Origin of the sequence: uncultured Serinicoccus sp. (assembly GCF_947487915.1) — a bacterium.
GTDB lineage: Bacteria > Actinomycetota > Actinomycetes > Actinomycetales > Dermatophilaceae > Ornithinicoccus.
The window spans coordinates 339,365-364,528 of the sequence record NZ_CANKYH010000003.1; the positions used below are offsets into that span (position 1 = coordinate 339,365).

The 25,164-nt window shown below is 74.8% G+C and carries 27 protein-coding genes; 20 read left to right on the plus strand and 7 right to left on the minus strand.

Annotation, left to right across the window (positions count from 1 at the left end):
* Positions 1 to 29: 29 nt before the first annotated feature.
* Positions 30 to 1,163 carry an LLM class flavin-dependent oxidoreductase gene (locus tag Q0795_RS05130; protein ID WP_298887404.1) on the minus strand — a complete coding sequence of 378 codons (1,134 nt, stop codon included), beginning with the start codon at positions 1,161 to 1,163 and terminating at the stop codon, positions 30 to 32.
* A 159-nt stretch (positions 1,164 to 1,322) separates the two neighbouring features.
* On the opposite strand from Q0795_RS05130, the gene fucP reads away from it, so the two are divergent.
* Together fucP and Q0795_RS05140 are read left to right on the plus strand one after the other, a co-directional pair.
* Positions 1,323 to 2,654 carry an L-fucose:H+ symporter permease gene (gene fucP, locus Q0795_RS05135; RefSeq protein ID WP_298887407.1) on the plus strand — a complete coding sequence of 444 codons (1,332 nt, stop codon included), beginning with the start codon at positions 1,323 to 1,325 and terminating at the stop codon, positions 2,652 to 2,654.
* The gene (locus Q0795_RS05140) at positions 2,651 to 3,661 is read left to right on the plus strand and encodes a substrate-binding domain-containing protein (RefSeq protein ID WP_298887409.1); all 1,011 of its coding nucleotides are present in this window, start codon (positions 2,651 to 2,653) and stop codon (positions 3,659 to 3,661) included. The genes fucP and Q0795_RS05140 overlap by 4 nt, the downstream gene beginning before the upstream one ends.
* 4 nt (positions 3,662 to 3,665) lie before the next feature.
* Here Q0795_RS05140 and Q0795_RS05145 read toward each other — a convergent pair whose 3' ends face one another.
* A complete protein-coding gene (locus tag Q0795_RS05145; RefSeq protein ID WP_268793658.1) occupies positions 3,666 to 3,788 on the minus strand; it encodes a hypothetical protein in 123 nt (40 codons plus the stop codon).
* A 71-nt stretch (positions 3,789 to 3,859) separates the two neighbouring features.
* On the opposite strand from Q0795_RS05145, the gene Q0795_RS05150 reads away from it, so the two are divergent.
* A complete protein-coding gene (locus Q0795_RS05150; RefSeq protein ID WP_298887412.1) occupies positions 3,860 to 4,798 on the plus strand; it encodes a LysR substrate-binding domain-containing protein in 939 nt (312 codons plus the stop codon).
* A gap of 9 nt (positions 4,799 to 4,807) precedes the next feature.
* On the opposite strand, the gene Q0795_RS05155 is transcribed toward Q0795_RS05150, so the two are convergent.
* Positions 4,808 to 5,743, minus strand: a complete 936-nt coding sequence (locus tag Q0795_RS05155; protein WP_298887415.1) for an SDR family oxidoreductase — start codon at positions 5,741 to 5,743, stop codon at positions 4,808 to 4,810.
* 137 nt (positions 5,744 to 5,880) lie between these two features.
* On the opposite strand from Q0795_RS05155, the gene Q0795_RS05160 reads away from it, so the two are divergent.
* Positions 5,881 to 6,726 carry a helix-turn-helix transcriptional regulator gene (locus Q0795_RS05160; RefSeq protein WP_298887417.1) on the plus strand — a complete coding sequence of 282 codons (846 nt, stop codon included), beginning with the start codon at positions 5,881 to 5,883 and terminating at the stop codon, positions 6,724 to 6,726.
* A gap of 6 nt (positions 6,727 to 6,732) precedes the next feature.
* Here Q0795_RS05160 and Q0795_RS05165 read toward each other — a convergent pair whose 3' ends face one another.
* Entirely contained in the window at positions 6,733 to 7,134 is a 402-nt protein-coding gene (locus Q0795_RS05165; RefSeq protein ID WP_298887420.1) for an ankyrin repeat domain-containing protein, read from the minus strand.
* Positions 7,135 to 7,236: 102 nt separating this feature from the next.
* Entirely contained in the window at positions 7,237 to 8,178 is a 942-nt protein-coding gene (locus Q0795_RS05170; RefSeq protein WP_298887422.1) for a cation diffusion facilitator family transporter, read from the minus strand.
* Positions 8,179 to 8,388: 210 nt separating this feature from the next.
* Between Q0795_RS05170 and Q0795_RS05175 the strand changes: the two genes are divergently transcribed.
* Positions 8,389 to 9,168, plus strand: a complete 780-nt coding sequence (locus Q0795_RS05175; protein WP_298887424.1) for a HEAT repeat domain-containing protein — start codon at positions 8,389 to 8,391, stop codon at positions 9,166 to 9,168.
* A 120-nt stretch (positions 9,169 to 9,288) separates the two neighbouring features.
* Positions 9,289 to 10,512 (plus strand): AAA family ATPase, encoded by a 1,224-nt coding sequence (locus Q0795_RS05180; protein WP_298887426.1) that lies wholly within the window; start codon positions 9,289 to 9,291, stop codon positions 10,510 to 10,512.
* 9 nt (positions 10,513 to 10,521) lie between these two features.
* On the opposite strand, the gene Q0795_RS05185 is transcribed toward Q0795_RS05180, so the two are convergent.
* Together Q0795_RS05185 and Q0795_RS05190 are read right to left on the minus strand one after the other, a co-directional pair.
* On the minus strand, positions 10,522 to 11,346 hold the full coding sequence (locus Q0795_RS05185) for an SGNH/GDSL hydrolase family protein (protein ID WP_298887429.1): 825 nt from the start codon (positions 11,344 to 11,346) through the stop codon (positions 10,522 to 10,524).
* Positions 11,347 to 11,492: 146 nt separating this feature from the next.
* Positions 11,493 to 11,765 carry an HU family DNA-binding protein gene (locus Q0795_RS05190; protein ID WP_058892695.1) on the minus strand — a complete coding sequence of 91 codons (273 nt, stop codon included), beginning with the start codon at positions 11,763 to 11,765 and terminating at the stop codon, positions 11,493 to 11,495.
* Positions 11,766 to 11,941: 176 nt separating this feature from the next.
* On the opposite strand from Q0795_RS05190, the gene Q0795_RS05195 reads away from it, so the two are divergent.
* The 14 genes from Q0795_RS05195 to Q0795_RS05260 all read left to right on the plus strand — a co-directional run bounded on the left by Q0795_RS05195 (position 11,942) and on the right by Q0795_RS05260 (position 25,151).
* Positions 11,942 to 12,472, plus strand: coding sequence for a hypothetical protein (locus Q0795_RS05195; protein ID WP_298887432.1), 531 nt, complete (start codon positions 11,942 to 11,944; stop codon positions 12,470 to 12,472).
* A 56-nt stretch (positions 12,473 to 12,528) separates the two neighbouring features.
* A complete protein-coding gene (locus Q0795_RS05200) occupies positions 12,529 to 13,377 on the plus strand; it encodes an aminotransferase class I/II-fold pyridoxal phosphate-dependent enzyme (RefSeq protein WP_298887435.1) in 849 nt (282 codons plus the stop codon).
* A 264-nt stretch (positions 13,378 to 13,641) separates the two neighbouring features.
* Positions 13,642 to 14,679 carry an ABC transporter substrate-binding protein gene (locus Q0795_RS05205; protein ID WP_298887438.1) on the plus strand — a complete coding sequence of 346 codons (1,038 nt, stop codon included), beginning with the start codon at positions 13,642 to 13,644 and terminating at the stop codon, positions 14,677 to 14,679.
* Between the two features lie 13 nt (positions 14,680 to 14,692).
* The gene (locus Q0795_RS05210) at positions 14,693 to 15,772 is read left to right on the plus strand and encodes an iron ABC transporter permease (RefSeq protein ID WP_298887441.1); all 1,080 of its coding nucleotides are present in this window, start codon (positions 14,693 to 14,695) and stop codon (positions 15,770 to 15,772) included.
* Positions 15,769 to 16,608, plus strand: a complete 840-nt coding sequence (locus Q0795_RS05215; RefSeq protein WP_298887443.1) for an ABC transporter ATP-binding protein — start codon at positions 15,769 to 15,771, stop codon at positions 16,606 to 16,608. The genes Q0795_RS05210 and Q0795_RS05215 overlap by 4 nt, the downstream gene beginning before the upstream one ends.
* On the plus strand, positions 16,605 to 17,198 hold the full coding sequence (gene cobO / locus Q0795_RS05220; protein ID WP_298887445.1) for a cob(I)yrinic acid a,c-diamide adenosyltransferase: 594 nt from the start codon (positions 16,605 to 16,607) through the stop codon (positions 17,196 to 17,198). Before Q0795_RS05215 ends, cobO begins: the two co-directional genes overlap by 4 nt.
* Complete coding sequence (locus Q0795_RS05225; protein ID WP_298887448.1) at positions 17,199 to 18,827, plus strand: cobyric acid synthase; 1,629 nt, start codon at positions 17,199 to 17,201, stop codon at positions 18,825 to 18,827.
* Entirely contained in the window at positions 18,821 to 19,633 is an 813-nt protein-coding gene (locus Q0795_RS05230; protein ID WP_298887450.1) for an adenosylcobinamide amidohydrolase, read from the plus strand. Before Q0795_RS05225 ends, Q0795_RS05230 begins: the two co-directional genes overlap by 7 nt.
* 113 nt (positions 19,634 to 19,746) lie before the next feature.
* Positions 19,747 to 20,721, plus strand: a complete 975-nt coding sequence (locus Q0795_RS05235; protein WP_298887452.1) for a CobD/CbiB family cobalamin biosynthesis protein — start codon at positions 19,747 to 19,749, stop codon at positions 20,719 to 20,721.
* Entirely contained in the window at positions 20,718 to 21,242 is a 525-nt protein-coding gene (cobU, locus tag Q0795_RS05240) for a bifunctional adenosylcobinamide kinase/adenosylcobinamide-phosphate guanylyltransferase (RefSeq protein ID WP_298887455.1), read from the plus strand. Before Q0795_RS05235 ends, cobU begins: the two co-directional genes overlap by 4 nt.
* Positions 21,243 to 21,247: 5 nt before the next feature.
* Positions 21,248 to 22,381: a nicotinate-nucleotide--dimethylbenzimidazole phosphoribosyltransferase gene (gene cobT / locus Q0795_RS05245; protein WP_298887458.1), complete on the plus strand. Its 1,134-nt coding sequence runs from the start codon at positions 21,248 to 21,250 to the stop codon at positions 22,379 to 22,381.
* A gap of 6 nt (positions 22,382 to 22,387) precedes the next feature.
* Complete coding sequence (gene cobS, locus Q0795_RS05250; protein WP_298887462.1) at positions 22,388 to 23,137, plus strand: adenosylcobinamide-GDP ribazoletransferase; 750 nt, start codon at positions 22,388 to 22,390, stop codon at positions 23,135 to 23,137.
* Between the two features lie 76 nt (positions 23,138 to 23,213).
* Complete coding sequence (locus tag Q0795_RS05255; RefSeq protein WP_298887464.1) at positions 23,214 to 24,137, plus strand: metallophosphoesterase; 924 nt, start codon at positions 23,214 to 23,216, stop codon at positions 24,135 to 24,137.
* Between the two features lie 51 nt (positions 24,138 to 24,188).
* Positions 24,189 to 25,151 (plus strand): aminoglycoside phosphotransferase family protein, encoded by a 963-nt coding sequence (locus Q0795_RS05260; protein WP_298887469.1) that lies wholly within the window; start codon positions 24,189 to 24,191, stop codon positions 25,149 to 25,151.
* Positions 25,152 to 25,164: the final 13 nt, after the last annotated feature.

Consider the following 25,164-nt stretch of genomic DNA (forward strand, 5'->3'; position numbering starts at 1 on the left):
GTGCTCCCTTCGGTATGCCGTGCGGCGGGTCAGGCGGAGGCGCCGACCGCGGCGCCCCGGGCCGGGGCCACGAGGTGGTGCCGGGCTTCCGGGCCCTGCGCCACCAGCGAGGCGTGGGTGGGCGGGTCGCTCGGCACGTGGGCCGGGCGGCGCGCCTCGAACTCGCGGCGCAGCACCGGCACGACCTCACGGCCCAGGATCTCGATCTGCTCCAGGACGACGTCCTGCGGGAGCCCGGCGTGGTCGATGAGGAAGAGCTGGCGCTGGTAGTCGCCCACCGCGTCGGCGAAACCGAGTGTGCGCTCGATGACCATCTCCGGGGTCCCGACCGTCAGCGGGGTCATCCGGCTGAACTCCTCCAGGCTCGGGCCGTGGCCGTAGACCGGGGCCACGTCGAAGTAGGGCCGGAAGGCCCGCTTCGCCTCGGCCTCGCTGCCGGCGATGAAGGCCTGGCCGCCGAGGCCCACGACGGCCTGGTCGGCCGAGCCGTGCCCGTAGTGCTCGAACCGGCGGCGGTAGAGACCCACCATCTGGGCGGTGTGCTCGATGTTCCAGAAGATGTGGTTGTGGAAGAAGCCGTCGCCGTAGTACGCGGCCTGCTCGGCGATCTCGGTCGACCGGATCGAGCCGTGCCAGACGAACGGTGGCGTGCCCTCCAGCGGGCGCGGCGTGGCGGTGAAGCCCTGCAGCGGGGTACGGAACTTCCCCTGCCAGTCCACGACCTCCTCGCGCCAGAGGCGGCGCAGCAGGTGGTAGTTCTCGATGGCCAGCGGCACGCCCTGGCGGATGTCCTTGCCGAACCAGGGGTAGACCGGTCCGGTGTTGCCCCGGCCCATCATGAGGTCGACGCGGCCCCCGGAGAGGTGCTGCAGGAAGGCGTAGTCCTCCGCGATGCGCACCGGGTCGGTGGTGGTGATGAGGGTCGTCGCGGTGGACAGCTGCAGCCGCTGGGTCTGGGCCGCGATGTAGGCCAGATGGGTCGTCGGCGCCGAGGAGATGAACGGCGGGTTGTGGTGCTGCCCGCTGGCGAACACGTCCAGCCCGACCTCCTCCGCCTTGAGGGCGTACGACGTCATCGCGGCGATGCGCTCGCCGTCCGTCGGCACGCGACCGGTCGTGGGGTCCGGCGTGATGTCGCCGACGCTGAAGATCCCGAACTGCACCTGACTCACCCTCCTGGGGTCGTTGATGTATCAACTATACCAACGAGCTGCCCGCCGAGGTATTCCCCCACCTGCTTCGCCGGGGGGTGGTCACCAGCACCCGACAGGGCATACATTGATCGGGACGCGACATCGACGTGGCGTCACGAGGAGGGGCGTATGGCGACGGTCCAGTCCCAGACCGACCAGCGGGAGGCCCCCCTGGTGGCCCGGCACCTGCGGGTGCCCTTCGCGCTGCTCATCCTGTGCTTCGCCGCCTGGGGCATGGCGGCCAACCTCACCGACATCCTCGTCGGCGTCTTCCGCGGCATCTTCGACATGTCGAACTTCCAGTCCTCGCTGGTGCAGTTCGCCTACTACGGGGCCTACTTCCTGCTGGCGATCCCGGCCGCGCTCATCAACTCCCGCTTCGGCTTCAAGACCGGCGTCCTCGTCGGGCTCGGCCTGGCCGCGGTCGGCGGGTTCCTCTTCATCCCCGCCGGCGAGATGCTCGCCTACAACATGTTCCTGCTGGCGCTCTTCGTGCTGGCGGCCGGGCTGTCGATCCTCGAGACCTCGGCCAACCCCTTCGTCATCGCGATGGGCGACGAGGCGAGCGCCACCCAGCGGCTCAACCTGGCGCAGTCCTTCAACCCGGTCGGGGCCAACCTGGGCGTGCTCATGGGTGCGGTGCTCATCCTGCCCAACCTCACGCCCGAGGAGAGCAAGACGATCATGAGCGAGGGCGAGCTCCTCGCCGCCCAGGAGGCCGACCTCTTCCAGGTCCTGCGCCCCTACGTCTTCATCGCGAGCGTGCTCGTCCTCATCTGGCTGCTCATCGCGTTCCGCAAGATGCACCTGCCGACCGAGCCGGAGGCGGTGGACCTCACCGAGGGCGGTGGCGGCACCTTCGCCCGGCTGTGGGCCAACCGGCACTACCGGTTCGGGGTGGTCGCGCAGTTCTTCAACGTCGCGGCGCAGACCTGCACGTGGACCTTCACCATCCTCTACGCCCAGGACGTCGTCGGCCTGAGCCAGGAGGCGGCCGGCTGGTGGCTGCAGGCCAGCCTGCTCATCTTCCTCGTCTCCCGCTTCGTCATGACCTGGCTGCTCGGCATCTTCCGCCCCGCCAAGCTGCTCCTCATCATGGCCCTCTTCGGCGCGGCCTGCTGCCTGACCTCGATGTTCGTCCTCAACATCGTGGGCCTGGTCGCCGTCGTCATGATCTCGGCGGGGCTCTCCCTCATGTTCCCCACCATCTACGGCATGGCCCTGCAGGGCCTGGGTCCGGACGCGAAGTTCGGCTCGGCGGGGCTGGTCATGGCCATCCTCGGCGGGGCGCTCATCCCGATGGTGCAAGCGGCGGTCATGGACGTCTCGAGCTCCGCGCTCGGGTATGCCGTCCCCGGCGTCTGCCTGCTCGTCGTCGCCGCCTACGCGGTGTTCGACCTGCGCACGGACCGACCCGGCCCGGGCGCCCCGGTCACCCACGAGGCGGGAGCACAATCATGAGGGCGGGGCGAGGCGCATACCCGTGGACCACCGGCGTCGCCGGCACCCTGCTGGTCTCCGTCCTGGCCGGGTGCTCCCCCGGCGGGCAGGAGGAGGCCGTGACGGTCGGCCTCATCACCAAGCAGGAGGAGAACCCCTACTGGGTCGAGATGCGCGAGGTCGCGCAGGAGACCGCCGACGACCTCGACGTCGAGCTGCTCACCGCGACCGGGACCAGCGACACCGACGTCGCCTCGCAGGAGGCGGCCCTGGACGACATGGTCGAGCAGGGCGTCGACGGGATCCTCCTCGCCCCCACCGACGCCGCAGCGCTGGAGGGCGCCATCGCCCGGGCGCAGGAGGCGGGGGTGCGGGTCATCGCGGTCGACACCCCGACCGACCCTCCGGAGCTGGTGCAGGCGACCTTCGCCACCGACAACGAGCGCGCCGGCGAGCTGATCGGGCGGTATGCCGCGGCGAAGGTCGAGGAGCTGGGCCTGGACCCGCAGGTGGCGACGCTCGATCTCACACCCGGGGTCAGCACCGGCGAGCAGCGCCGTGCCGGGTTCCTCAGCGGCTTCGGGGCCGAGGAGGGTGACGAGGCGGTCGTCGCCTCGGTGGACACCGAGGGTGACCGGGACAACGCGGCCGTCGCGATGACGCAGGTCCTCACCGACCACCCGGACGTCAACGTGGTCTACACGGTGAACGAGCCGGCGGCTCTGGGTGCGCTCGCCGCGCTGCAGGACGCGGGCGCCGACCTCGACGAGATCGTGCTGGTGTCGGTCGACGGCGGGTGCGCCGCCATGCGTGAGGGCGTGCGGCCGGGCCTCATCGACGCGACGGCGATGCAGTACCCGCAGAACATGGCGCGGGAGGGCGTGCGGGCGATCGCCCGGGCGGTGCGCGAGGGGCAGGAGCCGACCGGTTACCTCGACACCGGGACGCTGCTGGTGAGCGACGCCCCGGTGGAGGGGGTGGAGTCCCGCCGGGTGGAGTTCGGGGTGCGGACCTGCTGGGGGTCCTGAGGGATCAGCGGGTGGCGCGGTGGGTGGCGGTGGGCCACGCCACGACGGCGGCGCTGCGAGTCGCCGGGAGGGAGCGGATGTCGTGCTGGGCACGACCGATCATGAGGGAGAGCAGGAACTTGGCCATGAACTCTACGGTCCTCCACGCCGACCCATACGTCCAATGTCTGTCGAGAGAGCAATCCATGCGCTAGCGTCATGAGTGTGGAGATCGACACCCTGCGCTGGTTCCAGCTGGTCGCCGACGGGGTGACCGTCACCGAGGTCAGCGAGCTCGAGCAGGTCTCCCAGCCGGCCGTCTCCCGGGCCCTGGCCCGGTTGGAGCGGGAGATCGGCACGCCGTTGCTGCGCCGGGAGGGTCGCGTGCTGCGGATGACCCACGCGGGCACGGTCTTCAAGCGGCACGTGGACGCCGTGCTCCACGAGCTGGACGACGGCGTCGCCGCGGTGCAGCAGCTCCTCGACCCGGAGACGGGCACGGTGACCGTGGCCTTCCAGCCCTCGCTGGGCACCTGGTTGGTCCCTGACCTCGTCACCAGCTTTCGCGCCAGGCACCCGGAGGTCCGGCTCGACCTGCGCACCAAGGAGGACGAGACGGTGCCGGCCGTGGGGCCGCGCAGCGGGGTCGACCTCGAGCTGTCCACGCTGCGCCCGCACCGGGGCGAGGACCAGCCGCGGTGGCGCGCCCTCGTCGCCGAACCGATGCGGCTGCTCGTCGGGCCGGGGCACCGGCTGGTCGGCCGGTCCCGGACCGCGCTGGCCGAGGTCGCCGAGGACCCCTTCGTCGTCATGACGCCGACGTCGGTCCTGCGCAGGCACACGACGCAGCTGTGCGCGGAGGCCGGCTTCACACCCGAGGTGTCCTTCGTGGCCGCCGACCTGCCCACGCTGCGGGGGTATGTCGCCGCCGACCTGGGGGTGGCCGTCGCCCCGACGCTGTGGGGCGGGTCGGTGGCCACGCCGGTGCGCGGCCTGCACGTCCTGGGCCTCACCGACGTCGGCGCCACCCGCGACGTCGGCCTGTCGTGGGCTCCGGGCCGTCGGCTGCTGCCGGCCGCCGAGCTCTTCCGCGAGCACGTCCTGGAGCGCGCCCGCTCCGGTCTCCTGCCCACGCCGGTGCCGCCGACGGAGGCGTGAGCCCCCTCCTCAGCCGAGGGAGACGCCGACCAGCTCCTGCGAGACCACCCACAGGCGCTCGGCGTCCTCGGTCCGCAGCGGCCGCCACACCGGGGTGCTGCCGGGCGGCCCGCCGGCGTCGCCCCAGCCCTGGGGCCCGTAGAAACCTCCGCCGCGGGCCTCCGGGGAGGTCGCCGCCAGGAGGGCCGGCAGGGCGGCGCTGTGCGCCGACCCGACGAGGACGCCCCGGTCGGAGAGCCACTGGATGACCCGGCGGCCCGAGGTCGGACGCGAGCGGCCCATCTCGGGCCTGGCCGCGAGCAGGCTGGTCGGCGCCACCCCCGGGTGGGAGAGGACGCTGGTGATGCCCCAGCCGGCGTCGGCGCTGCGCCGGTCGAGCTCGAGCGCGAAGAGGGCGACCGCGATCTTGGACTGGCGGTAGGCCGCCATCGCGTCGTAGCTGCGCTCCCACTGCAGGTCCTCCCAGTGCATCCTCCCGCTGCGCGCCGCGATGCTGGTCTGGGAGACGACCCGGGCCCGGCCGGCCCTCAACAACGGCAGCAGGTGGGCTGTGAGTGCCAGGTGGCCGAGGTGGTTGGTCCCGAGCTGCAGCTCGAACCCGTCCTCGGTGACCTGCCGCTCGGGCGGGGTCATCACCCCCGCGTTGTTGACCAGGAGGTCGATCGGCGCGCCCTCGGCGCCGAGCCGCTCTCCGAGGGCCGCGACCGAGGCCAGCGAGGACAGGTCGAGGGACTCCAGCCGGAGCAGGGCCGCCGGGTGGAGGTCGCGGATGCGCTCCGCCGCCGCCTCGCCCTTGACCGGGTTGCGGACGGGCATGACCACCTCCGCCCCGGCGGCGGCGAGACGGCCGGCGATCCCCAGCCCGATGCCGTCGCTGGCCCCCGTGACGAGGGCGCGTCGACCGGCGAGGTCGGGAAGGGTGAGGTCCGGTGCTCTGCGTGGCATGTCGCTCCTGTCGGTGGGCGGCGCGGGGGTGCGCCGGACTCCAGCGTGGGCGGGTCCGCGGACCGGATCCAGGGCTCCCTCATCCGCGGATCGCCGGTCCCTGGATCGAGGCGTCACGAGGGGCGAGGATGAGACCCATGATGGATCGCGCCGGCCTCGCCGACTTCCTGCGGCACCGTCGGCAGTCGCTGCAGCCGGAGGACGTGGGTATGCCGCGGGGCCCGCGGCGACGCACCGCCGGGCTGCGCAGGGAGGAGGTGGCGGCGCTGTGCCACATGTCTACCGACTACTGGTCCCGGCTCGAGCAGGAACGCGGCCCACGGCCGTCGGCGCAGATGGTGGGCTCGATCGCGCAGGGCCTGCACCTCACCGTCGCCGAGCGGGACCACCTCTTCCGGCTGGCCGGGCACCCGCCCCCACCGGCCGCCTCGGCCGGGTTGCACCTCAGCCCCGGCGTCCTGAGGATCCTGGACCGGTTGGCCGACACCCCGGCCGAGGTCGTCACCGAGCTCGGCGAGACCGTGCGCCAGACCCCGGTGGGTGTCGCCCTGCTCGGGGACCTCACCCGGTTCACCGGCCCCTCGCGCAGCATCGGCTACCGCTGGTTCGCGCTGCCGGGCGCCCGCGACATCTACCCGGAGGAGGACCACGCGTACTACTCCCGGCTCTACGCCTCCGGGCTGCGCGGCGTGGTGGGGCTGCGCGGGCCGGGCTCGCGTGCGGCCGAGCTCGCCTCGTTGCTCCTGGGGGCCAGCGAGGAGTTCCGCGAGGTGTGGCAGCGGCAGGAGGTGGGCCTGCAGCCGCCGGAGACGAAGCGCTACCGGCTCGCGTCCGTCGGTGACATCGAGCTGAACTGCCAGATCATGCTGGCCCCGGCGCAGGCGCAGACGCTGCTGGTCTACACCGCCGCACCGGGCAGCGAGAGCCACGAGAAGCTGGAGCTGCTCTCGGTCCTGGGCGCGGAGGGCCTGCGGGCGACCTAGGTCCTCTCAGGCCTTCCGGGCGAGCAGGTCCTCGCGGCCGAACATCGCGGCCGTCTCACGGGCGGTGGGCTGCCCGGCCTCCGGGCTGGCGCCGTGCCGCAGCAGGACGTCCATTACCTCCGCCTCTCCCTTGAAGACGGCGCCGGCCAGTGGCGACTGCCCGCGGTCGTTCAGCCGGTCGACGTCGCCGCCACGGCGGGCCAGCTCATCGACGGCCCCCGGGTGCCCGTGGTAGGCCGCCAGCATGAGCAGGGTGTTGCCGGCGGGGTCGGTGAGGTCGACCGGGGCGCCGGCGTCGACGTAGGCCGCGAGGCGATCGGCGTCCCCCGCCCGCGCCAGGTCGAAGAGGGCGTGCGCGAGGTCGACGACCTCGGGTGCAGGGGTGTCGGGGTCGAGCGGGTCGTTCATGCTCGCGAGCCTACGTGCCGGGGTGCCTACGTGCCGGGGTGCCGGGGTGCAGGCACCGGGGAGCCGGCGGTGCCGGAATGCCCGAGGGCCGGCCGCTGGCCGTCAGGGGTGGTGGGCCTGCTCGTGGCCGCCGTGCTGCCGCGGCTCCAGCTGGAAGGTCGAGTGCTCCACGCTGACGTCGAAGTGGCCCGCCACGCAGGACTGCAGCGCATCCAGCAGCTGGGGCGCATGGCCGTCGCGGAAGCACCCGTCCTCGACGACCACGTGGGCGCTGAGCACCGGCGTCCCGGTGCCGATCCGCGAGACGTGCAGGTCGTGCACGTCGAGGACGTGCTCGACCCCGAGGAGGTGCTCGCGCAGCTCGGGCAGCGACAGCCCCGGGGGCACCGACTCCAGCAGGACGCTGCCCGCCTCCCGCAGGATCGTCACCGCCCGGGGGAGGATGAGCACGGCGATGAGCACGCCCGCGACGGCGTCCGCCCGCGTCCACCCCAGGGTCTGGATGAGGACGGCCGAGACGATGACGGCGACCGAGCCCAGCGCGTCGGCCACGACCTCGAGGAAGGCGGCGCGCAGGTTGAGGTTCTCGTCCCGCCCGCCGGCCAGGACGAGCATCGCGACGAGGTTGCCGAGCAGACCCACCACGCCGAAGACGAGCAGCAGACCTCCGGCCACGTCGGCCGGCTCGTCCGACAGGAGGCGCCGCACCCCCTCGACGAGGGCATACCCGCCGACCCCCATCAGGACCGTCGCCTGGGCGCCGGCCCCGAGGACCTCGGCGCGGGCATACCCCCAGGTCCGACGCTCGGACGGGGGCCGGGTCATGAGGCGCGCAGCGGTCAGGGCGATGAGCAGGCCACCGGCGTCGGTCAGCATGTGCCCGGCGTCGACGAGCAGCGCGAGGCTGCCGGTGACGAACGCCCCGACGACCTCGGCGACGAGGATCGTGGCGGTGATGGCGAAGGCGACGAGCAGCCGCGTGGTGCTGGCGCCCGCCCCGTGGTCGTGGCCGTGGGCGGAGGCCTGTCCCTGCCCTGCACTCATGCCCCGATCGTCCCACCGGGCCCCGCTCGTGGTCGCCCCGCCCCCACCCCGACCGGGCGCCGCAGATGGTTGCCCCCACCCCGACCGGGCGCCGCAGATGGTTGCCCCCACCCCGACCGGGCGCCGCAGATGGTTGCTTGACCCTCACGCCGGGAGAGGAATGAGCCTGGTCCAGTACGCGTTGCCGGACCGACCCCGAAGGAGAGAGCTGTGAGCACGCTGGAGCAGGCGCGACGCGCCGTGTATGACGTCGACCCCACCGTCCGCCAGAAGGCGGCGGTCCACCTGGGCACGCACGGGGACGAGTCGCTGACGCCGGAGCTGGTGGCGCTGCTGGTCGCCGAGCCGGACTTCTTCGTCCGGGAGACCCTGACCTGGGCGGTGGTGCGCCACCCCGAGGCGGCGCTGCCGCACCTGGTCGAGGCGCTGGACGGAGCACCGGAGGCGAGGGTGCAGGTGCTGCACGCGCTCAGCAAGGTCCAGGCCCCCGAAGCCGTGCCGCACATCCTGCCGTTCGCCGACGACGCGGACCCGCGGGTGGCGATGAAGGCCTGGTGGGCGCTGGGACGCACCGGCACCCCCGAGGCGGCGCCCGCGCTCCTGCCGCACCTGGGGCGTGGCGGTGAGGAGCAGCAGCGCGAGCTCGCGCGGGCCTTCGAGCAGCTGGGTGCGCCCGGCGTGCCCGGGCTGGCGGAGGCGGTGGCCGACGGCGACGCGGCCGTGCGCCGGCACGCCGCCCAGACCCTCGTCCTCGTCGGCGACCCCGCCTCCCGCCCCGCGGCTCCCGCCCTGGCGGCCATGGCCGAGACCGACGAGAAGGACAACGCCCTGGTGGCGCTGGAGGCTCTGGCCGCCCTCGACGAGCCGTGCGTCGGGCCGGCCCTGGAGCGGCTGCGCGACGGGGAGGACCGGTTCCGGTCCATGACCGCGCAGTGGCTCCTCGCCGACCGCGCCGAGCGCGGTCTGGGCGGGGCCACGCAGGGCGGCTGAGGGCACACCCCTCCGGCGCGCTCGAGCCCCGGCGACCCGCAGCGGCGCGGATCCGCGGCACCCACCGGCGCCCCCCGGCGCCGGGGTGGGTGTGTCGGTCGCCCTGCCTAGGGTGGCGCCATGTACGCGACAGTCGCGGTCCACGGCTACCGCTCGCTGCGGGACGTGGTGCTGCCGCTGGGTCGGCTGACCGTCGTCACCGGGGCGAACGGCTCGGGCAAGAGCAGCCTCTACCGCGCGCTGCGGCTCCTCGGCGCCTGCGGGCGCGGTGAGGCGGTCCGGACCCTCGCGCAGGAGGGCGGTCTGGAGTCGGCGCTGTGGGCCGGGCCGGAGTCGCTGGCCCAGGCCCGCCGGGGCCACGAGGTCCAGGGGACCAGACGCTCCGGCCCGGTCGGTGTCCGTCTCGGGGTCGGTGGCGCCGGGTCCGACCTGTCCTACCTCGTCGACCTCGGCATCCCCGTGCAGGGGGGCTCGGCCTTCGACCGCGACCCGGAGCTGAAGCGCGAGGCGGTGTGGCGCGGCCCGGTCATGCGGCCGGCGACCCTGGCCGCCCGGCGCAAGCACCACGCGGTCGAGCTGCGCGACGAGGCCGGGCGCTGGGAAAAGGCGCCGGTGTCGGTGCCGCCGTGGTCCAGCATGCTCACCGACGTCGTGGACCCGCTCGAGGCGCCCGAGCTGTGGGCGGTCCGCGAGGAGCTGCGCACCTGGCGGTTCTACGACGGCTTCCGGGTCGACGCCGGGGCACCGTCACGGCGGCCCCAGGTCGGCACCCGGACCTGGGCGCTGGCCGAGGACGGCGGCGACCTGGCCGCCGCGCTGCAGACCATCCGGGAGGACTCCGGGGCCGAGCTCGCACAGGCGGTCGAGGACGCCTTCGACGGCGCCCGTCTGGACGTCGCGGTGACCGACGGGCTCTTCGACGTGGCGCTGCACCAGCCCGGCATGCTCCGGCCGCTGCGCTCCGCGGAGCTCTCCGACGGGACGCTGCGCTACCTGCTCTGGCTCGCCGCGCTCCTCACCCCGGTGCCGCCGCGGCTGCTCGCCCTCAACGAGCCCGAGACGAGCCTGCACCCGAGCCTCGTCGACCCCCTGGCGCGGGCGGTCGCCGCGGCGTCCCGGCGCGCGCAGGTCGTGCTCGTGACCCACTCGGAGGCCATGGTCGAGGCGCTGGCCGGCGCGGTGCGCGACGCCGGCGACCTCGCCGCGGACCCCCGTGACCTCGAGCCCGACCCGGGCGAGGTGCCGGCGATGCGGTTGCACGAGCTGGCCAAAGACCTCGGCGAGACCCGCGTGCTGGGGCAGGGGATGCTGTCGACGCCCAGCTGGGAGTGGGGGCGCCGCTGAGACCGCGGGTCAGCGGGAGGGGGGCACGACCGGGCCGAGCTGGGGTCGCTTGGGGACCCTGTCGTCGCCCGAGCTCTCCCGGCGGATGCGGCGGCGGATCCAGGGCCGCAGGTGGGTCGCCACCCACTCGCGGTCGGCCTGCAACGACTCGATCCGCCCCAGCGGAGGCGCCGGGTCCAGCGGCGTGACCCAGTCGTCGTCCTGCTGCAGGCCCAGGGTCCACAGCGCCTGCGCGGCGATCCGAGTATGCCCCTCGCTGCTGAAGTGGATGCGGTCCGGTCCCCACATGCGGGCGTCGTGCAGGGCCCGCAGGGTGTAGATGTCGACGACGAAGGCACCGGTGCGCTGCCCGACCGCCCACAGGTTGGCGGTGTACTCGACCATCCGCGGGTGCACCCGGTTCACCAGCGGCGCCCAGGACACGTCGGGGGCGGTGACGAGCAGCACGTCGGCGCCGGTCTCCCGGATCTGCGCCACCGCCCCCTCCAGGCGGTCCACGACGGCACGCAGCGAGACCCGCGGGCGCAGCACGTCGTTGCCCCCGGCGGACAGGCTGACCAGGTCGGGGTGGAGGGCGAGCGCGGCGGGCAGCTGCTCGCTGATGACGGCGTCGATGAGGCGCCCGCGGATGGCCAGGTTGGCGTAGCCGAAGGGCGCGCCCAGCGCCTCGTTGCGGGCGGCCAGGGCGGCCGCCACCCGATCGGCCCAGCCGACGTAGCGATCCTCGGCCGGGGCGGCGGCGTCGGGGTCGACCAGACCCTCGGTGAACGAGTCCCCCAGCGCCACGAAGCGCTCCCAGACGCGTGGGTGTGGTGCATCAGGACGGACGGGCATACCAGCAGGATAGGGAAGCCGACCGTGCGGCGGGGAAGACCCGGCGCGTCAGGTCGCCAGCGCTGCCCTGCCGGTGCCCACCCCGGACACGCCGACGCCCGGCCGGCCACGAGGGCCGACCGGGCGTGCGAAGCGGGAGCCTCAGCTCAGGAGACGCGCTCCTTGAGCTTGGAGCCGGCCTTGAACGCGGGCGCCTTGCTCGCGGCGATCTGGATCTCCTCGCCGGTCTGCGGGTTGCGGCCGGTGCGGGCCGAGCGCTCGCGGACCTCGAAGGTGCCGAAGCCGGGCAGGGAGACCTTCTCGCCCTTGGCGAGCTCGGCGGAGATGGCCTCGAGGACGGAGTTGACGACCTTGTCGGCGGCGGCCTGGGTCATGCCCGCCTCGCGGGCGACGGCCTCGACGATAACCTTCTTGCTCATTGGTGACTGCCTTTCGTAGAGCCAATGGATCAGCCACACCGTAGGCAGACCATCGCGCGTTTTGCCAACTACGAAGCCCGGCGCGTCGCGGAATTCCGCGCCTCGACGGGGTGTCGGACGGTGTCGTGGGGCAGGCCTGCGCCCCTTCACCCCCACCCGCGCCTAGGGTCGTGCTCGTGATCCACCCCTACCGCGTCGGCAGCATCATCGGCCTCGTCGGCGCCACCGTCTTCGTCCTCGTCAACCGCGGGGCGCTCCCGGGGGCGGGGCCGGTGCTGGCCCTCGTCGCCTACCTCGTCGCCGTCGCCTGCTACGTCTGGGCGGTGTGGGTGCGCCCCGCGTCCGACCTCCCGGCCGGCCAGCCACCGCGACGGCGCGCCGGCCTGGTCTACCTGGCCTCCGTGGCCGGCATGCTGCTCGTCTTCGCGCTCGGGCGTCTGGTGCTGGCCCAGGCCGACCGCGAGGAGCTCATGCCGGCCCTCGTGGCCGCGGGCGTCGGCCTGCACTTCGTCCCCTTCGCCGCCGCCTTCCGCGCGCCCGTCTTCCGCACGCTGGGGTGGCTGCTCGCCGCGATCGGGACCGTCGGTCTGGTCATCGGGTGGCTCGGCGCAGGCGCCGTCGCGGCGGCTGCGGCCGCGGTCACCGCCGGCGTGGTGATGCTGCTGGTCATGGCTCTCGGGGCGCTGTCGGGCGGGCGCGAGGCATGACGGCAGGTATGCCGTCGGTCCCGCCCGCGGGGTCGCACGGCGGGGACGGGCCGGCGGTGGCCCGCGCACTGGGGGTGGACCCGGCCGACCTGCTCGACCTCAGCCAGACGATGAACCCGCTCGCACCGCCCGTCGGGCCGATGCTGGAGCGGCACCTGGACACGCTGGGCCACTATCCCGACCCGCGCGCGGCGAGCGCCGAGCTCGCGGCGGCCCTCGGTGTGGAGCCCGAGCGCCTCCTGCTCACCAACGGCGGCAGCGAGGCGATCCACCTGGTCGCGGCCGAGCTGGGCGGCGGCGTGCGCAGCGAGCCGGACTTCGGCCTCCACCCGCGCTCCCCCGACGGCCCGCGCTGGCGCAGCGACCCGCACAGCCCGAGCGGCCACCTCGCCGGGACGCACGAACGGGCCGACGTGTGGGACGAGGCGTTCTACGCGCTCGCCACCGGCAGGTGGACCGCGGGCCGCGAGGACTGCCGGGCCGTGGTCGGCTCGCTCACCAAGACCTTCGCCTGCCCGGGTCTGCGCCTGGGGTATGCCGTCGCCGACCCCGACCTCCTCGCCCGGCTCCGCACCCGGCAGCCGCACTGGTCGGTGAGCAGCCTGGCCCTGGCGACGCTGCCCGACCTGCTCGCCGCCGCCGACCTGCGGGGGTGGGCGGACGGCATACGGTCGCTGCGGGGGGAGCTCGTGGACCTGCTCACCGCGCACGGACTGCAGGTGGACGCGGCCGACGCGCCGTGGGTGCTCGTGCACCGGGCCGGGCTGCGCGAGGCGCTGGCGCCGCACGGGGTCCTCGTCCGCGACTGCGCCAGTTTCGGTATGCCGGGCGTCGCCCGCGTCGCCGTGCCGGGCGCCGAGGGGCTGGACCGGCTGGAGCGGGCCCTCGACGCACCGCACCCGTGACCGACCATGCGTCCGGTGCGGGGAGGGGGGTGGGTGGCGTAGGCTGACGCGCGTCGTGCAGACGAAGTCCGGTGAGAACCCGGCACTGTCCCGCAACGGTGGAGTCGCCTGAGCCTTCCTTCCAGGAGGAGCGTGGCGGCCGAGTCCGGTCGAACTGCCCGACGATCCGACACCACATGCCCTCGAGGACCTAGGGCCGGTTCGGACGGCGGACGCCCGTCCCGTCGCTCGAGCGGAACCTCCCTCGACCGACAGGAGACACCGATGAGCATCCGTCCCCCCTTCCGTCTGGCCTGCGCCCTCGCGCTCGGCCTGACCCTCGCCGCGTGCGGCGGGGAGAGCACCGACAGCGCGTCCGAGGACAGTTCCGCCGAGCAGAGCGACGCCGGCTCCGAGGAGGCTGGCTCCGACGACGACACCGGCGACGAGGCCGGCTCCTCCGAGGACGCGGACGACACGGCTGCGGGCCCCGGCAGCTTCCCGGTCACCGTGGACACCGTCGCCGGTGAGGTGACGATCGAGGAGCAGCCGCAGCGGATCGTCTCGCTGTCCCCCTCGGCCACCGAGATCCTCTTCGCCATCGGCGCCGGCGACCAGGTCGTCGCCGCCGACGCCTTCTCCACCTACCCGGAGGAGGCACCGACCACCGAGCTGTCCGGATACGAGCCCAACGTCGAGGCCATCGCCGGCTACGAGCCCGACCTGGTCGTCATCTCCGGGGACACGGCCGACCTCACCGCCTCCCTCGAGGCGCTGGACATCCCCGTCATCGACAACCCGGCCCCGACGACCATCGAGGACGGCTGGGACGGCATGGCCATGCTCGGCATCGCGACAGGCCACCCCGACGAGACCGCCGACACGGTCGCCGACCTGCGCCAGCAGGTGGAGGAGGCCTTCGCTGACGCCCCCGAGGGGGTCGAGGGCCTGCGGGTCTACCACGAGCTGGACGACACCTTCTTCTCGGCGAGCAGCAACAGCTTCATCGGCGACGTCTACGACCAGTTCGGCGCGGTCAACATCGCCGACGAGGCGGACGCCGACGGCACCGGCTACCCGCAGCTGACCGAGGAGGCCATCATCGAGGCCGACCCGCAGCTCATCGTCATCACCGACCAGGTGTCCTACACCGCCGAGGACGTCGCGAACCGTCCCGGCTGGTCCGAGGTCGCCGCGGTCCAGAACGACAACATCGTCACCGTCTCGGCCGACATCTCCTCCCGCTGGGGCCCGCGCCTGCCGCAGCTGGTGAGCACCCTCGCCGACGCCCTGACGCAGGTGGACGAGCCGGCGAACGGCTGAGACGGCATACCCCATGACGACCCGCACCCACGCGCCCGCCGATGCGCTCGACGAGGCCGCCGAGCGCGCCTTCCGGCTCTCGGTGCCCGCGCTGCTGGGCTGCACGGCCCTGCTGCTCCTCGCGATCCTGGCCTCGGCCACGCAGGGGGCGGCGGGGCTGCCGGTCGAGGGGGTGGTCCGGGCGCTCGTCGGGGCGCTGCCCGGGGTCGAGCTGACGCAGACCCTCAGCACCGCCCAGGAGGCGGTGCTGTGGCAGATCCGGCTGCCGCGCACCATCCTCGCCGCGCTCGTCGGGGCCAGCCTGGCCATGGCCGGCGCGGGCTACCAGGGCGTCTTCCGCAACCCCCTGGCCGACCCCTACCTGCTCGGCGTCTCGGCGGGGGCCGGGCTCGGGGCGGTCCTCGCGCTCGGCTTCGGGCTGGACCTGGCGTGGGGGCCGATCGCCGCGCTGCCGATGGCCGCCTTCATCGGGGCCGTCCTCGCGGTCACCGGCTCGGTCCTGGTGGCGCGCGGTTCCTTCCGTGACCCGGCGACCCTGCTGCTGGCGGGGGTCGCCATGGCGGCGCTCTTCTCCGCCACCCAGACGTATGCCCTCACCCGGCTCGACGAGACCCGCGCCCGCGAGGTGCTCAGCTGGCTGTTCGGCCGGCTCGCGACGCACGGCTGGGGGCCGGTGACGCTGCTGCTCCCCTACGTGCTGCTCGCCGGGGCGGTGCTGTGGCTGCACGCGCGCCACCTCGACGTCCTGCGCCTCGGCGACGACGAGGCCCGCTCGCTCGGCCTCTCCCCCGCCCGGTCCCGGCTCGTCGTGGTCGGCGCGGCGACGCTCATCACGGCGGCCGCGGTGTCGGTCAGCGGGCTCATCGCCTTCGTCGGGCTGGTCACGCCGCACCTGGTCCGGCTGCTCGTGGGCCACTCCTACCGCCTCATCGTGCCGCTGTCGGCGATCCTCGGCGCCGCCTTCCTCGCGACCGTCGACATCGGCGCCCGCACCCTCGTCGCCCCGGCCGAGCTGCCGGTCGGCGTCATCACCGCCTTCGTCGGCGCCCCCTTCTTCTGCGTCGTCCTGTGGCGCCGGAAGGCCGACTCGTGACCACCCGCCGGCTGCACCCCGCCCATGCCCTGCGCGCCCGCGACGTGCGGGTCTCCTTCGCCGGCAGCGAGGTCGTCGCCGGGGTCGACCTGGACCTGCGGGCCGGTGAGTGGCTCGGTCTCATCGGGCCCAACGGCTCGGGCAAGTCGACGTTCCTGCGCTCCCTGGTGCGCCTCGTCCCGCGCACCGGCACCGTCGAGCGCGGCGACGGCACCCCGCCCGGCCCGACCGACCTCTCCCTCATGCCCCAGTCTCCCGAGCTGCCGCCGGGGATGCCCGTGGTCGAGTACGTCCTGCTCGGTCGCACCGCCCACCTCGGCTGGCTCTCCATGGAGTCGCGCGCCGACCGGCGCATCGCCACCGACGTGCTGCGCCGCCTCGGGCTCGCGTCGTTCGCCAGCCGCCCGGTCCGCAGCCTGTCCGGCGGGGAGGCGCAGCGGGTCGTCATCGCCCGCGCGCTGGTGCAGCAGAGCCCGGTCCTGCTGCTCGACGAGCCGACCAGCGCCCTCGACGTGGGCCACCAGGTCGAGGTGCTCGAGCTCGTCGACGAGCTGCGTCGCGAGGACGGCCTGACCGTGGTGGCGGCCATGCACGACCTCGGGATGGCGGCGCGGTATGCCGACCGCCTCCTCCTCCTCGAGCGCGGCGCCCCGGTGGCGCTCGGCACCCCCGAGGACGTCCTCGAGGACACCCTGCTCAGCCGGGTCTACCACCACCCGGTGCACGTCCACCGGCTCGACGGCCACCTCGTCGTGCTCCCGCAGGCGCGGGCACCGCATACCCCCGTCTCGGCGCCCACCCCCCTGCCCGCCAGGAACACCACGGAGGTCTCGTGAACGACGACAGCAGCACCGGCGAGCACGGCGAGCCGCGCACGAAGCGGCCCTACGACCGGCGCGAGCTGCGTTCGGCGCCCTCGCTCGTCTTGGTCACCACCGGGCACGGCAAGGGCAAGTCGACCGCGGCCTTCGGGACGCTGCTGCGCAGCCGGGGACGGGACTGGCCCACCGCGTGCGTGCAGTTCCTCAAGTCCGGGAAGTGGCGCACCGGCGAGGAGGCGATGCTGCGCCAGCTGGGGGTGCAGTGGTTCAGCGCGGGCGACGGCTTCTCCTGGGACAGCACCGACCTGGACGAGAGCCGGGCCAAGGCGGTGGCGGCGTGGGACTTCAGCGCCGGGCTCATCGCCGCGGGCGAGCACCGGATGATCATGCTCGACGAGATCTCCTACCCGATGAACTGGGGGTGGATCGAGGTCGAGGCGGTCGTCGAGGCGCTGCGCGGCCGTCCGGAGGACGTCAGCGTCTTCCTCACCGGCCGGGAGATGCCGCAGCCGGTGATCGACGTCGCCGACACGGTCACCGAGATGGTGGCGGTCAAGCACGCCTTCCAGCAGGGGATCCGGGCGCGGCGCGGGATCGACTACTAGGTGGGCGCGCTGCTCGTCGCCGGTGCCACCAGCGGCGCCGGCAAGTCCACGGTCACCGCGGCGCTCTGCCGCGCCCTCGTCCGCCGCGGCGTCGACGTCGCGCCGTTCAAGGCGCAGAACATGTCCAACCACAGCGCCGTCACCCCCGACGGCGGCGAGATCGGCCGGGCGCAGGCCATGCAGGCGCTCGCCGCCCGGGTCGAGACCGACCGCCGCATGGGGCCGGTCCTGCTCAAGCCGGCCGGGATGCGCTCGCACGTCGTCGTGCTCGGCGAGGAGGTCGCCGTCGACGACGCGGTGGGGTATGGCGCCCGCGCCCGCTCCCTGCGGCCGACCGTCCTCGACGCACTCACCTCGCTGCGGCGCGAGCACGCGGTCGTCGTCGCCGAGGGCGCCGGCGGCGCGGCCGAGACCAACCTGCTCGACCGGGACGTCGTCAACCTCCCGCTGGCGGCCGCCGCCGGCCTGCCCGCGGTGCTCGTCGTCGACATCGACCGCGGCGGCGCCTTCGCCGCGGCCTACGGCACCTGGGCGCTGCTGCCGCCGCGGTTGCGGTCCTGCCTGCGCGGGGTCGTCCTCAACGGGATGCGCGGCGACGTCTCCCTGCTCGAACCGGCGGTGCGCGACCTCGAGGCGCGCACCGGCATACCCGTCCTCGGCGTGCTCCCCCACCTGGGCGAGCACCTCATGCTCGGCGTCGAGGACTCCCTGGACCTGCGCGCAGCGGGTCGGCCCTCGCCCGGGGAGGGGTCGGGCGAGGGCCGCCCGCTGCGCGTGGGCGTGGTCGCGCTGCCGCACCTGGCCAACCCCTCCGACCTCGACCCGCTCGTCCTCGAGCCCTCGGTGGAGCTGCGGTGGGCGGCGCGGCCGGGTGACCTGCTGGACGTCGACCTGGTCCTCCTCCCCGGCACGCGGGCCACGGTCGCCGACCTCGCCTGGCTGCGCGAGCGGGGGCTCGCCGAGGCGATCGTGCGCCTGGCGCGGGAGGACGGCGGGCCGCACGTGCTCGGGATCTGCGGCGGCTACCAGATGCTCGGGTCGGAGATCGAGGACGACGGCGTCGAGGCGACCTCCCCCCACCCCGACCGAGCGCCGCGAATGGTTGTCCCCCACCCCGACCGAGCGCCGCAGATGGTTGTCCCCCACCCCGACCGAGCGCCGCAGATGGTTGTTCCCGCCCCAGCCGTGCCGGGGCTCGGCCTGTTGCCCGTGTCGACCCGTTTCGCCCGGCCCAAGGTGGTGCGCCGGGTACGCGGCCGGGTCTCGGGTGGGTCCTCGGTGGTGTCCGGCTACCAGATCCACCTCGGCCGCGTGGCCCCGCACGAGGGCGCCGTGCCCTGGCTGGACCTGCACGGCACCGGGGCCGAGGGGTGCCTCACCCCGGACCACCGGGTTCGCGGCACCACCGTGCACGGCGTGCTCGACGAGGACGCGCTGCGGCATGCCCTGCTGGGTGCGGTCGCGTCGGTCCGGGGGCGGGACTTTCACCCCTCGCCGGTGCCCTATGCCGACGCGCTCGACGCGCACCTGGAGCACCTCGCCGACTGGGTGGAGGAGCATCTCGACCTCGACGCCGTGCTGGCGCTGGCCGCGGAGGCGGTGCCGGTCGGGCAGGAGCCGGGATGGTGAGCACGGACGGGCCGAGCTTCCACGTCCACGGTGACGCGCGGGCGCTGGTCTGGGAGGTCCCGGCTGGCTGGGGGGCGCTGAGCTCGGCGTCCGTCGGCGGCGGGCTCGTGCGACCGCGATGGGTGACCAACCTCATGGTCGACGACCGTTTCGACCGGACGGACCTGGCCGCGTATGCCGACGAGCGGGCCGCCGAGCTGGGGCTCACCGGTCCGGGCACGACCCTGCTGACGGCGGCGGACGTGCGGCAGGTCGAGTCCGCCGAGGTGGAGGGGGTGCGGTGCTGGGCCACGGTCGGTGTGACCAAGCCGACCTGGGCGGTGGCGCCCGCCCGGGGAACGGACGCGCCGCACGAGGATCGACGACCGCGACCGGACGAACCTCGTCAGGGCCGGCGCCCGACCCCCGGCACGCCGCGTGGAGATCGTGTCGGCGAGGCCCCTCCGCCCCTGGGGACCATCAACGTCGTCGTCGCGCTGCCGGTGGCGCTGAGCCCGTCAGCGCTGGTGCAGGCCGTCGGGACGGTCACCGAGGCCAAGGCCCAGGTCCTCGTGCAGGCCGGGGTGCCGGGCACCGGCACCGCCAGCGACGCCGTCGTGGTCCTGTGCCCGGACGTCTTGGCGGTCCCGGAGGTTTCGGCGGCGACCCTCGGCGGGCCCGTCGAGGCGTTCGCCGGCGTGCGCTCGGTGTGGGGGCAGCGGGTCGCGCGGGCTGTGCACGCCGCGGTGGCGGCCGGGCTGGCGGCGCACCCGTGGCGGCCGCCCGCCGGGGACGGTGGTGCCGGCGGGGCCGGAGTGGTGTGGTGAGCATGCCTCCCGGCCGCCGGTCGGCCACTCCTGCGCAGAAGGTGCTCCGCTGCGGTGATGCATCACGACACAGGAACCCTTTCTGCGTAGGAGTCGCGGGGGGTGGCTCGACGATGGCGCGCCGGGGGCTGGGGGTCGCGGCCGGGTTGCTCCTCGACCGGGCGCTCGGTGAGCCGCCGGACGCCTGGCACCCGGTGGCGTGGTTCGGGACGGCCATGGGCCGCGTCGAGCGCCTCACCTACGCCGACCGCCGCCTCGCCGGAGCCGGGTATGCCGTCGCCGGCGCCGGCCTGGGCGCTCTCGTCGGTGCGGCGCTGGCCCGGCTCGGCCCGGCCGGCCTGGCCACCGCGGTCGGGGTGGCGAGCGCCGGACGGATGCTGCGGCATACCTCCGGGCAGATCGAGGCGAGGCTCGTCGCCGGGGACCTGGACGGCGCCCGGGAGCGCCTGCCCTGGCTCGTCGGACGCGACCCGCGCGGCCTGGACGAGGCCGGCGTCAGCGCCGCCGTCGTCGAGTCGCTCGCCGAGAACACCGTCGACGCCGTCGTCGCGCCGGCGGTCTGGGGGTTGCTCGCCGGGGCGCCGGGGGTCCTGGTGCACCGGGCGGTCAACACGATGGACGCGATGGTCGGGCACCGCAGCCCGAGGTATGCCCGCTTCGGCACCGCCGCCGCGCGCGCCGACGACGTCATGGCCTGGGTGCCGGCCCGGGTCTTCGCCGGGCTCGTCGCGCTGGATACCGGCCTCGGCACGCTCGTCGGGGCCCTGCGCAGGCAGCCGCCCACGGGACCTTCGGCCCGCACGGTCCTCGCGACGGTGCGGCGGGACGCGCCGGCCCATCCCTCCCCCAACGCCGGGGTCGCCGAGAGCGCGGTCGCGGGGGCGCTCGGCGTGCAGCTCGGCGGTCCGCTGATGTATGCCGGTCGCCGCGAGGACCGGCCCACCCTCGGCTCCGGCCCGCGGCCCGGTCCGGCGGACATCAGGCGGGCGCGCCGGCTCGTCGACCGGGTGGAGGGCGCCGTCGTGCTCCTCGCCGTGGCACTCTGGGCGGCGGACCGTGGCCGAGCCTCGAGGAGGAGACCCCGATGACGCTCACCTTCCTCACCGGCGGTGCGCGCAGCGGCAAGTCGGCGCTCGCCGTCCGACGCGCGCAGCACAGCGGGCGACCGGTCGTCTTCGTCGCCACCGGGCAGGCCGGGGACGAGGAGATGGCCGACCGGATCACCCGCCACCAGGCCGAGCGCCCCGAGGGGTGGAGCACCGTCGAGGCACCCGTCGACCTGGTCGACGCCTGCACGGCGCTCGACCCCGGGGCCTGCGTCGTCGTCGACTGCCTCAGCCTGTGGGTCTCCAACCTCATGGAGCACGGCGACGAGGAGGCGGCCACGCTCGACCGGGCCCGGGCCCTGGCGGGGTGGGCGGCAGCCTACGACGGCAGCGTCATCGTCGTGACCAACGAGGTCGGGCTCGGGATCGTCCCCATGCACCCGGTGGCGAGGGGATACCGTGACCGTCTGGGCCGGGTCAACGCCGTCCTGGCCCGGGATGCCGGTCTGGCCCAGCTCGTCGTGGCCGGACGCACCCTGACCCTCGACCCGCAGGAGGACTGAACCCCATGGCCGACACCGACCAGAGCGCCGACCGCGCCCTGATCGAGCGCACGATCGCCGCGATCGAGGGCCCGGACCACGAGAGCTCGGCGGCCGTCGCCCGCGCCTTCGACGGCAAGGTCAAGCCGCTGCACAGCCTGGGCCAGCTCGAGGCCCTGGCCGCGCGGGTCGCCGGCATCCAGCGGACCACCACCCCGCGGGTCGACTCCCCCGTCGTCCTCGTGTGCGCCGCCGACCACGGGATCGCGCGGGCCGGGGTCAGCGCCTACCCCCAGGAGGTCACGGCGCAGATGCTCGCCGCCTTCACCGGTGGGCGCGCCGCCGTGTCGATCCTCGCGCACCAGGCGGACGCGCAGCTCGTCGTCGCCGACCTCGGGGTGATCGAGCCGCCGCGGATGCATCCCCCGCAGACGTATGCCGCGGTGCTGGACCGGCGGGTCCGCGCCGGGACCGACAACAGCGCTGAGGGGCCGGCGATGACCCGCGCCGAGGCCGAGCAGGCGGTCGCGGTGGGGATCCGGCTGGCCGAGGAGCTCATCGAGGGGGGCGCCGACCTCCTCGCCCTCGGGGAGATGGGCATCGGCAGCACGACCACCGCCAGCGTCCTCACCTCCGCCATCCTCGACCGCGACCCGGCGCGCGTCGTCGGCGCGGGGACGGGCGTCGAGGGGGAGGCGCTCGCGCACAAGGTCGAGATGGTCGACGCCGTGCTCGCGCGGCACGAGGACGTCGAGGAGCCGTGGGACGTGCTGGCCGCGATGGGCGGGCTGGAGATCGCCGCCCTGGCCGGGGTGGCGCTGGGGTGCGCGGCGCACCGGGTCCCGGCGCTGCTCGACGGGTTCATCAGCACCGCGGGCGCCCTGGTGGCCTGGCGGCTGGCCCCGGCCGCCGCGGACGCGATGATCGCCGCGCACCGCTCGACCGAGCCCGGGCACACCATGCAGCTGCAGGAGATGGGGCTGACCCCGCTGCTCGACCTGCAGATGCGGCTCGGCGAGGCGAGCGGCGCGGCCCTGGCGATCCCGCTCGTCCGCTCCAGCCTGGCGCTGCTGCAGGACATGGGCGAGCTCGCCGACCTCGGGCGGGAGGACGCCGCCCCCGGCGCCGCACCCGGCGCTGCGCCGCCGCACGGCGGCTGACCACCGATGATCGGCGGGCTGCAGGACGCGACGAGCTTCCTCACCCGGGTGCCGGTGCCGGCGCGCCAGGGCTTCGACCTGGCAGGCGCGGCGTGGGCCTTCCCTGTCGTGGGAGCCGGGGTCGGGGCGCTGGTCGGGGCCGTCGCCTGGGCCGGCCACCTGCTGCTGCCGACGCTCGTGGCGGCCACGCTGGCCGTGCTCGCCGAGGTCGTCCTCACCGGGGCGCTGCACCTGGACGGCCTCGCGGACTGCGCCGACGGCTGCGGCGGGCACGACCAGGCCGCCCGGCTGAGGATCATGAAGGACCACGCCGTCGGGGTCTACGGCGCGGCGTCGGTGGTGCTGGCGCTGCTGCTGCAGGTCGCGACGGTGGACGCTCTGCTCGGCGCGCTCGACGGGTGGGGCCTCGTCGCCGTCCTCGCCTCGGTCGGCGCGCTCTCGCGCTCGGCCATGCTCCCCGTGGCGCTGCGGCTGCCCTCGGCCCGCCCCGAGGGGACGGCGGGGGCGCTCGTGCGTGGTCTTCTCCCCCGGCAGGTGACGGTGGCCGGGGTCCTGGGCGCGGTGTCGACGCTGCTCATCTGGCCGGTGGGGGTCTGGGTCGCCCTCGGAGTCCTGCTCGCCGCGGTCGTCACCCCGCTGCTCGTCGAGGTCTGGGCGGACCGCATGCTCGGCGGGGCCACCGGTGACGTGCTCGGCGCCACGGCGGTGCTCACCCAGGTGGCCGGGTTGCTCGCCGCGCTCGCGGTGCTGGGCTGACCGGGCTGACCCGGGCTGACGACCTGGTGTCGTGGCGCCGGGTCGACGTGGACCGCGCACGGCATACATTGGCGGCGTGAGCACACCCCAGTTCGGCCAGCACCCGGCCCCGCTGCGCACGATCGCGCACGTCAGCGACACCCACCTGCTCGCCGACGGTGCCCGCCAGTTCGGCGTCATCGACACCACCGCCCACGCCCGGGAGGCCCTGGAGCGGCTCACCCGGCTCGACCCCGCGCCGGACGCGATCATCGTCACCGGCGACCTCGCCGACCGGGGCGAGGCGGGGGCATACCGCGAGCTGCGGGCGATGACGGAGCCGCTCGCGACCGACCTGGGCGCGCAGGTCGTCTGGGTCATGGGCAACCACGACGAGCGCCCGGTCTACGCCGCCGAGCTCTTCGGTCGCGAGGCGGGGGTCGACGAGCCGCAGGACGCGGTCTACGACGTCGGCGGCCTGCGGGTGGTCTCCCTCGACACGACGGTGCCCGGCTACCACCACGGCGAGCTGCGCGAGGAGCAGCTGCGCTGGCTGGCCGAGGTGCTCACCACGCCGGCCGAGCACGGCACGGTCCTGGCGCTGCACCACCCGCCGATCCCGGTGCCGATGGTGCCGGCCGCCGCCATCATCGAGCTCCTCGACCAGGACCGGCTGGCCGCCGTGCTGGAGGGCACCGACGTCGTCAGCATCCTCGGCGGGCACTTCCACTTCTCCTCGCACTCGACCTTCGCCGGGATCCCGGTGAGCGTGGCCGCGGCCACCTGTTACCTCGAGGACCCGGCGCCGCTCGGTCGCTTCACCTCGGCGCTCGACGCGCACCAGTCCGTCAACGTCGTCCACGTGTATGCCGACCGCGTCGTCCACACGGTCGTCCCCGTCGCGGCGGCGCCGGAGGTCAGGGGTCACCCGGTCGAGGTGGTCGAGCAGCTCGCCGCGCTGACCCCCGAGCAGCGACGCGAGATGATCTCACGCAAGGGCGCGCGCAGCGCTGAGGACTGAGCCGGGCGCGCGGAGCGCGGAGGACTGAGCCGGGCGACCTAGGGTGGGCCGGTGCCCGACCTCATCCCCGCCGCCTTCGCCGACCTGGTCCGTGGCCGGCCCGCCGACGAGGTGCTCGGTGCACTCCCCGACCGGGCCGGGCTGCCCCGCGCCGTCGACGGCGCCACCTGGCTCGACGGTCTGCCCGGGCTGGTCGACCGGCTGCTCGCCGACTGGCGGCTGAGCATCACCGGGGCCAGCCGGCACGGCGAGTGCGCGCTGGTGGTGCCGGTGCGACGGCGGACCGGGGAGGCGGCGGCGCTCAAGGTGACCTGGCCGCACGCCGAGTCCCGCCACGAGCACCTGGCGCTGCGGGCCTGGGACGGCCGCGGCGCCGTGCGGCTGCTCGCCGCCGATCCGGTCTCCTCCGCGCTGCTGCTGGAGGGGCTGGACGCCGACCGGTGCCTGCGCGAGCGGCCGCTGCTGGAGGCGTGCGAGGTCGTCGGGCTGCTGATGCGCGAGCTGGACCGGCCGGCCCTGCCGCGGATCGACACGGTCGCGACGAAGGCGCAGCGGTGGGCCGAGCAGCTCGCCCACCCCACCCCGAGCGTGCCGCGACGGCTCACCGAGCAGGCGGCCGCGACCCTGCCCGACCTGCTGGCCGACCCCGGCCCGCCGTCCCTCGTGCACGAGGACCTGCACGACCTCAACGTCCTCGCGCCGCTGCCGGGCAGCCCCGACCGGCGAGACTGGCTGGCGATCGACCCCAAGCCGGTCGCCGGGGAGTGGGCGTATGCCGTGGCTCCCGTCGTCTGGAACCGCGCCGAGGAGGCGGCGCGGGCGAGCAACCTGCGCACCCACGCCCGGCTGCGCGCCGACGTCGTGGCCGACGCGGCCGGGCTGGACGAGGTCCGGGTGCGCGCCTGGACCTTCGTCCGGCTGGTGCTCAACGCGGTGTGGGCCGCGCCCCACGCGCCCGCCTCCGACGACTTCCGGGCGCGGATGATCGCCCTGGCCAAGGCCTTCACCGACTGAGGCCGGGCCGCGG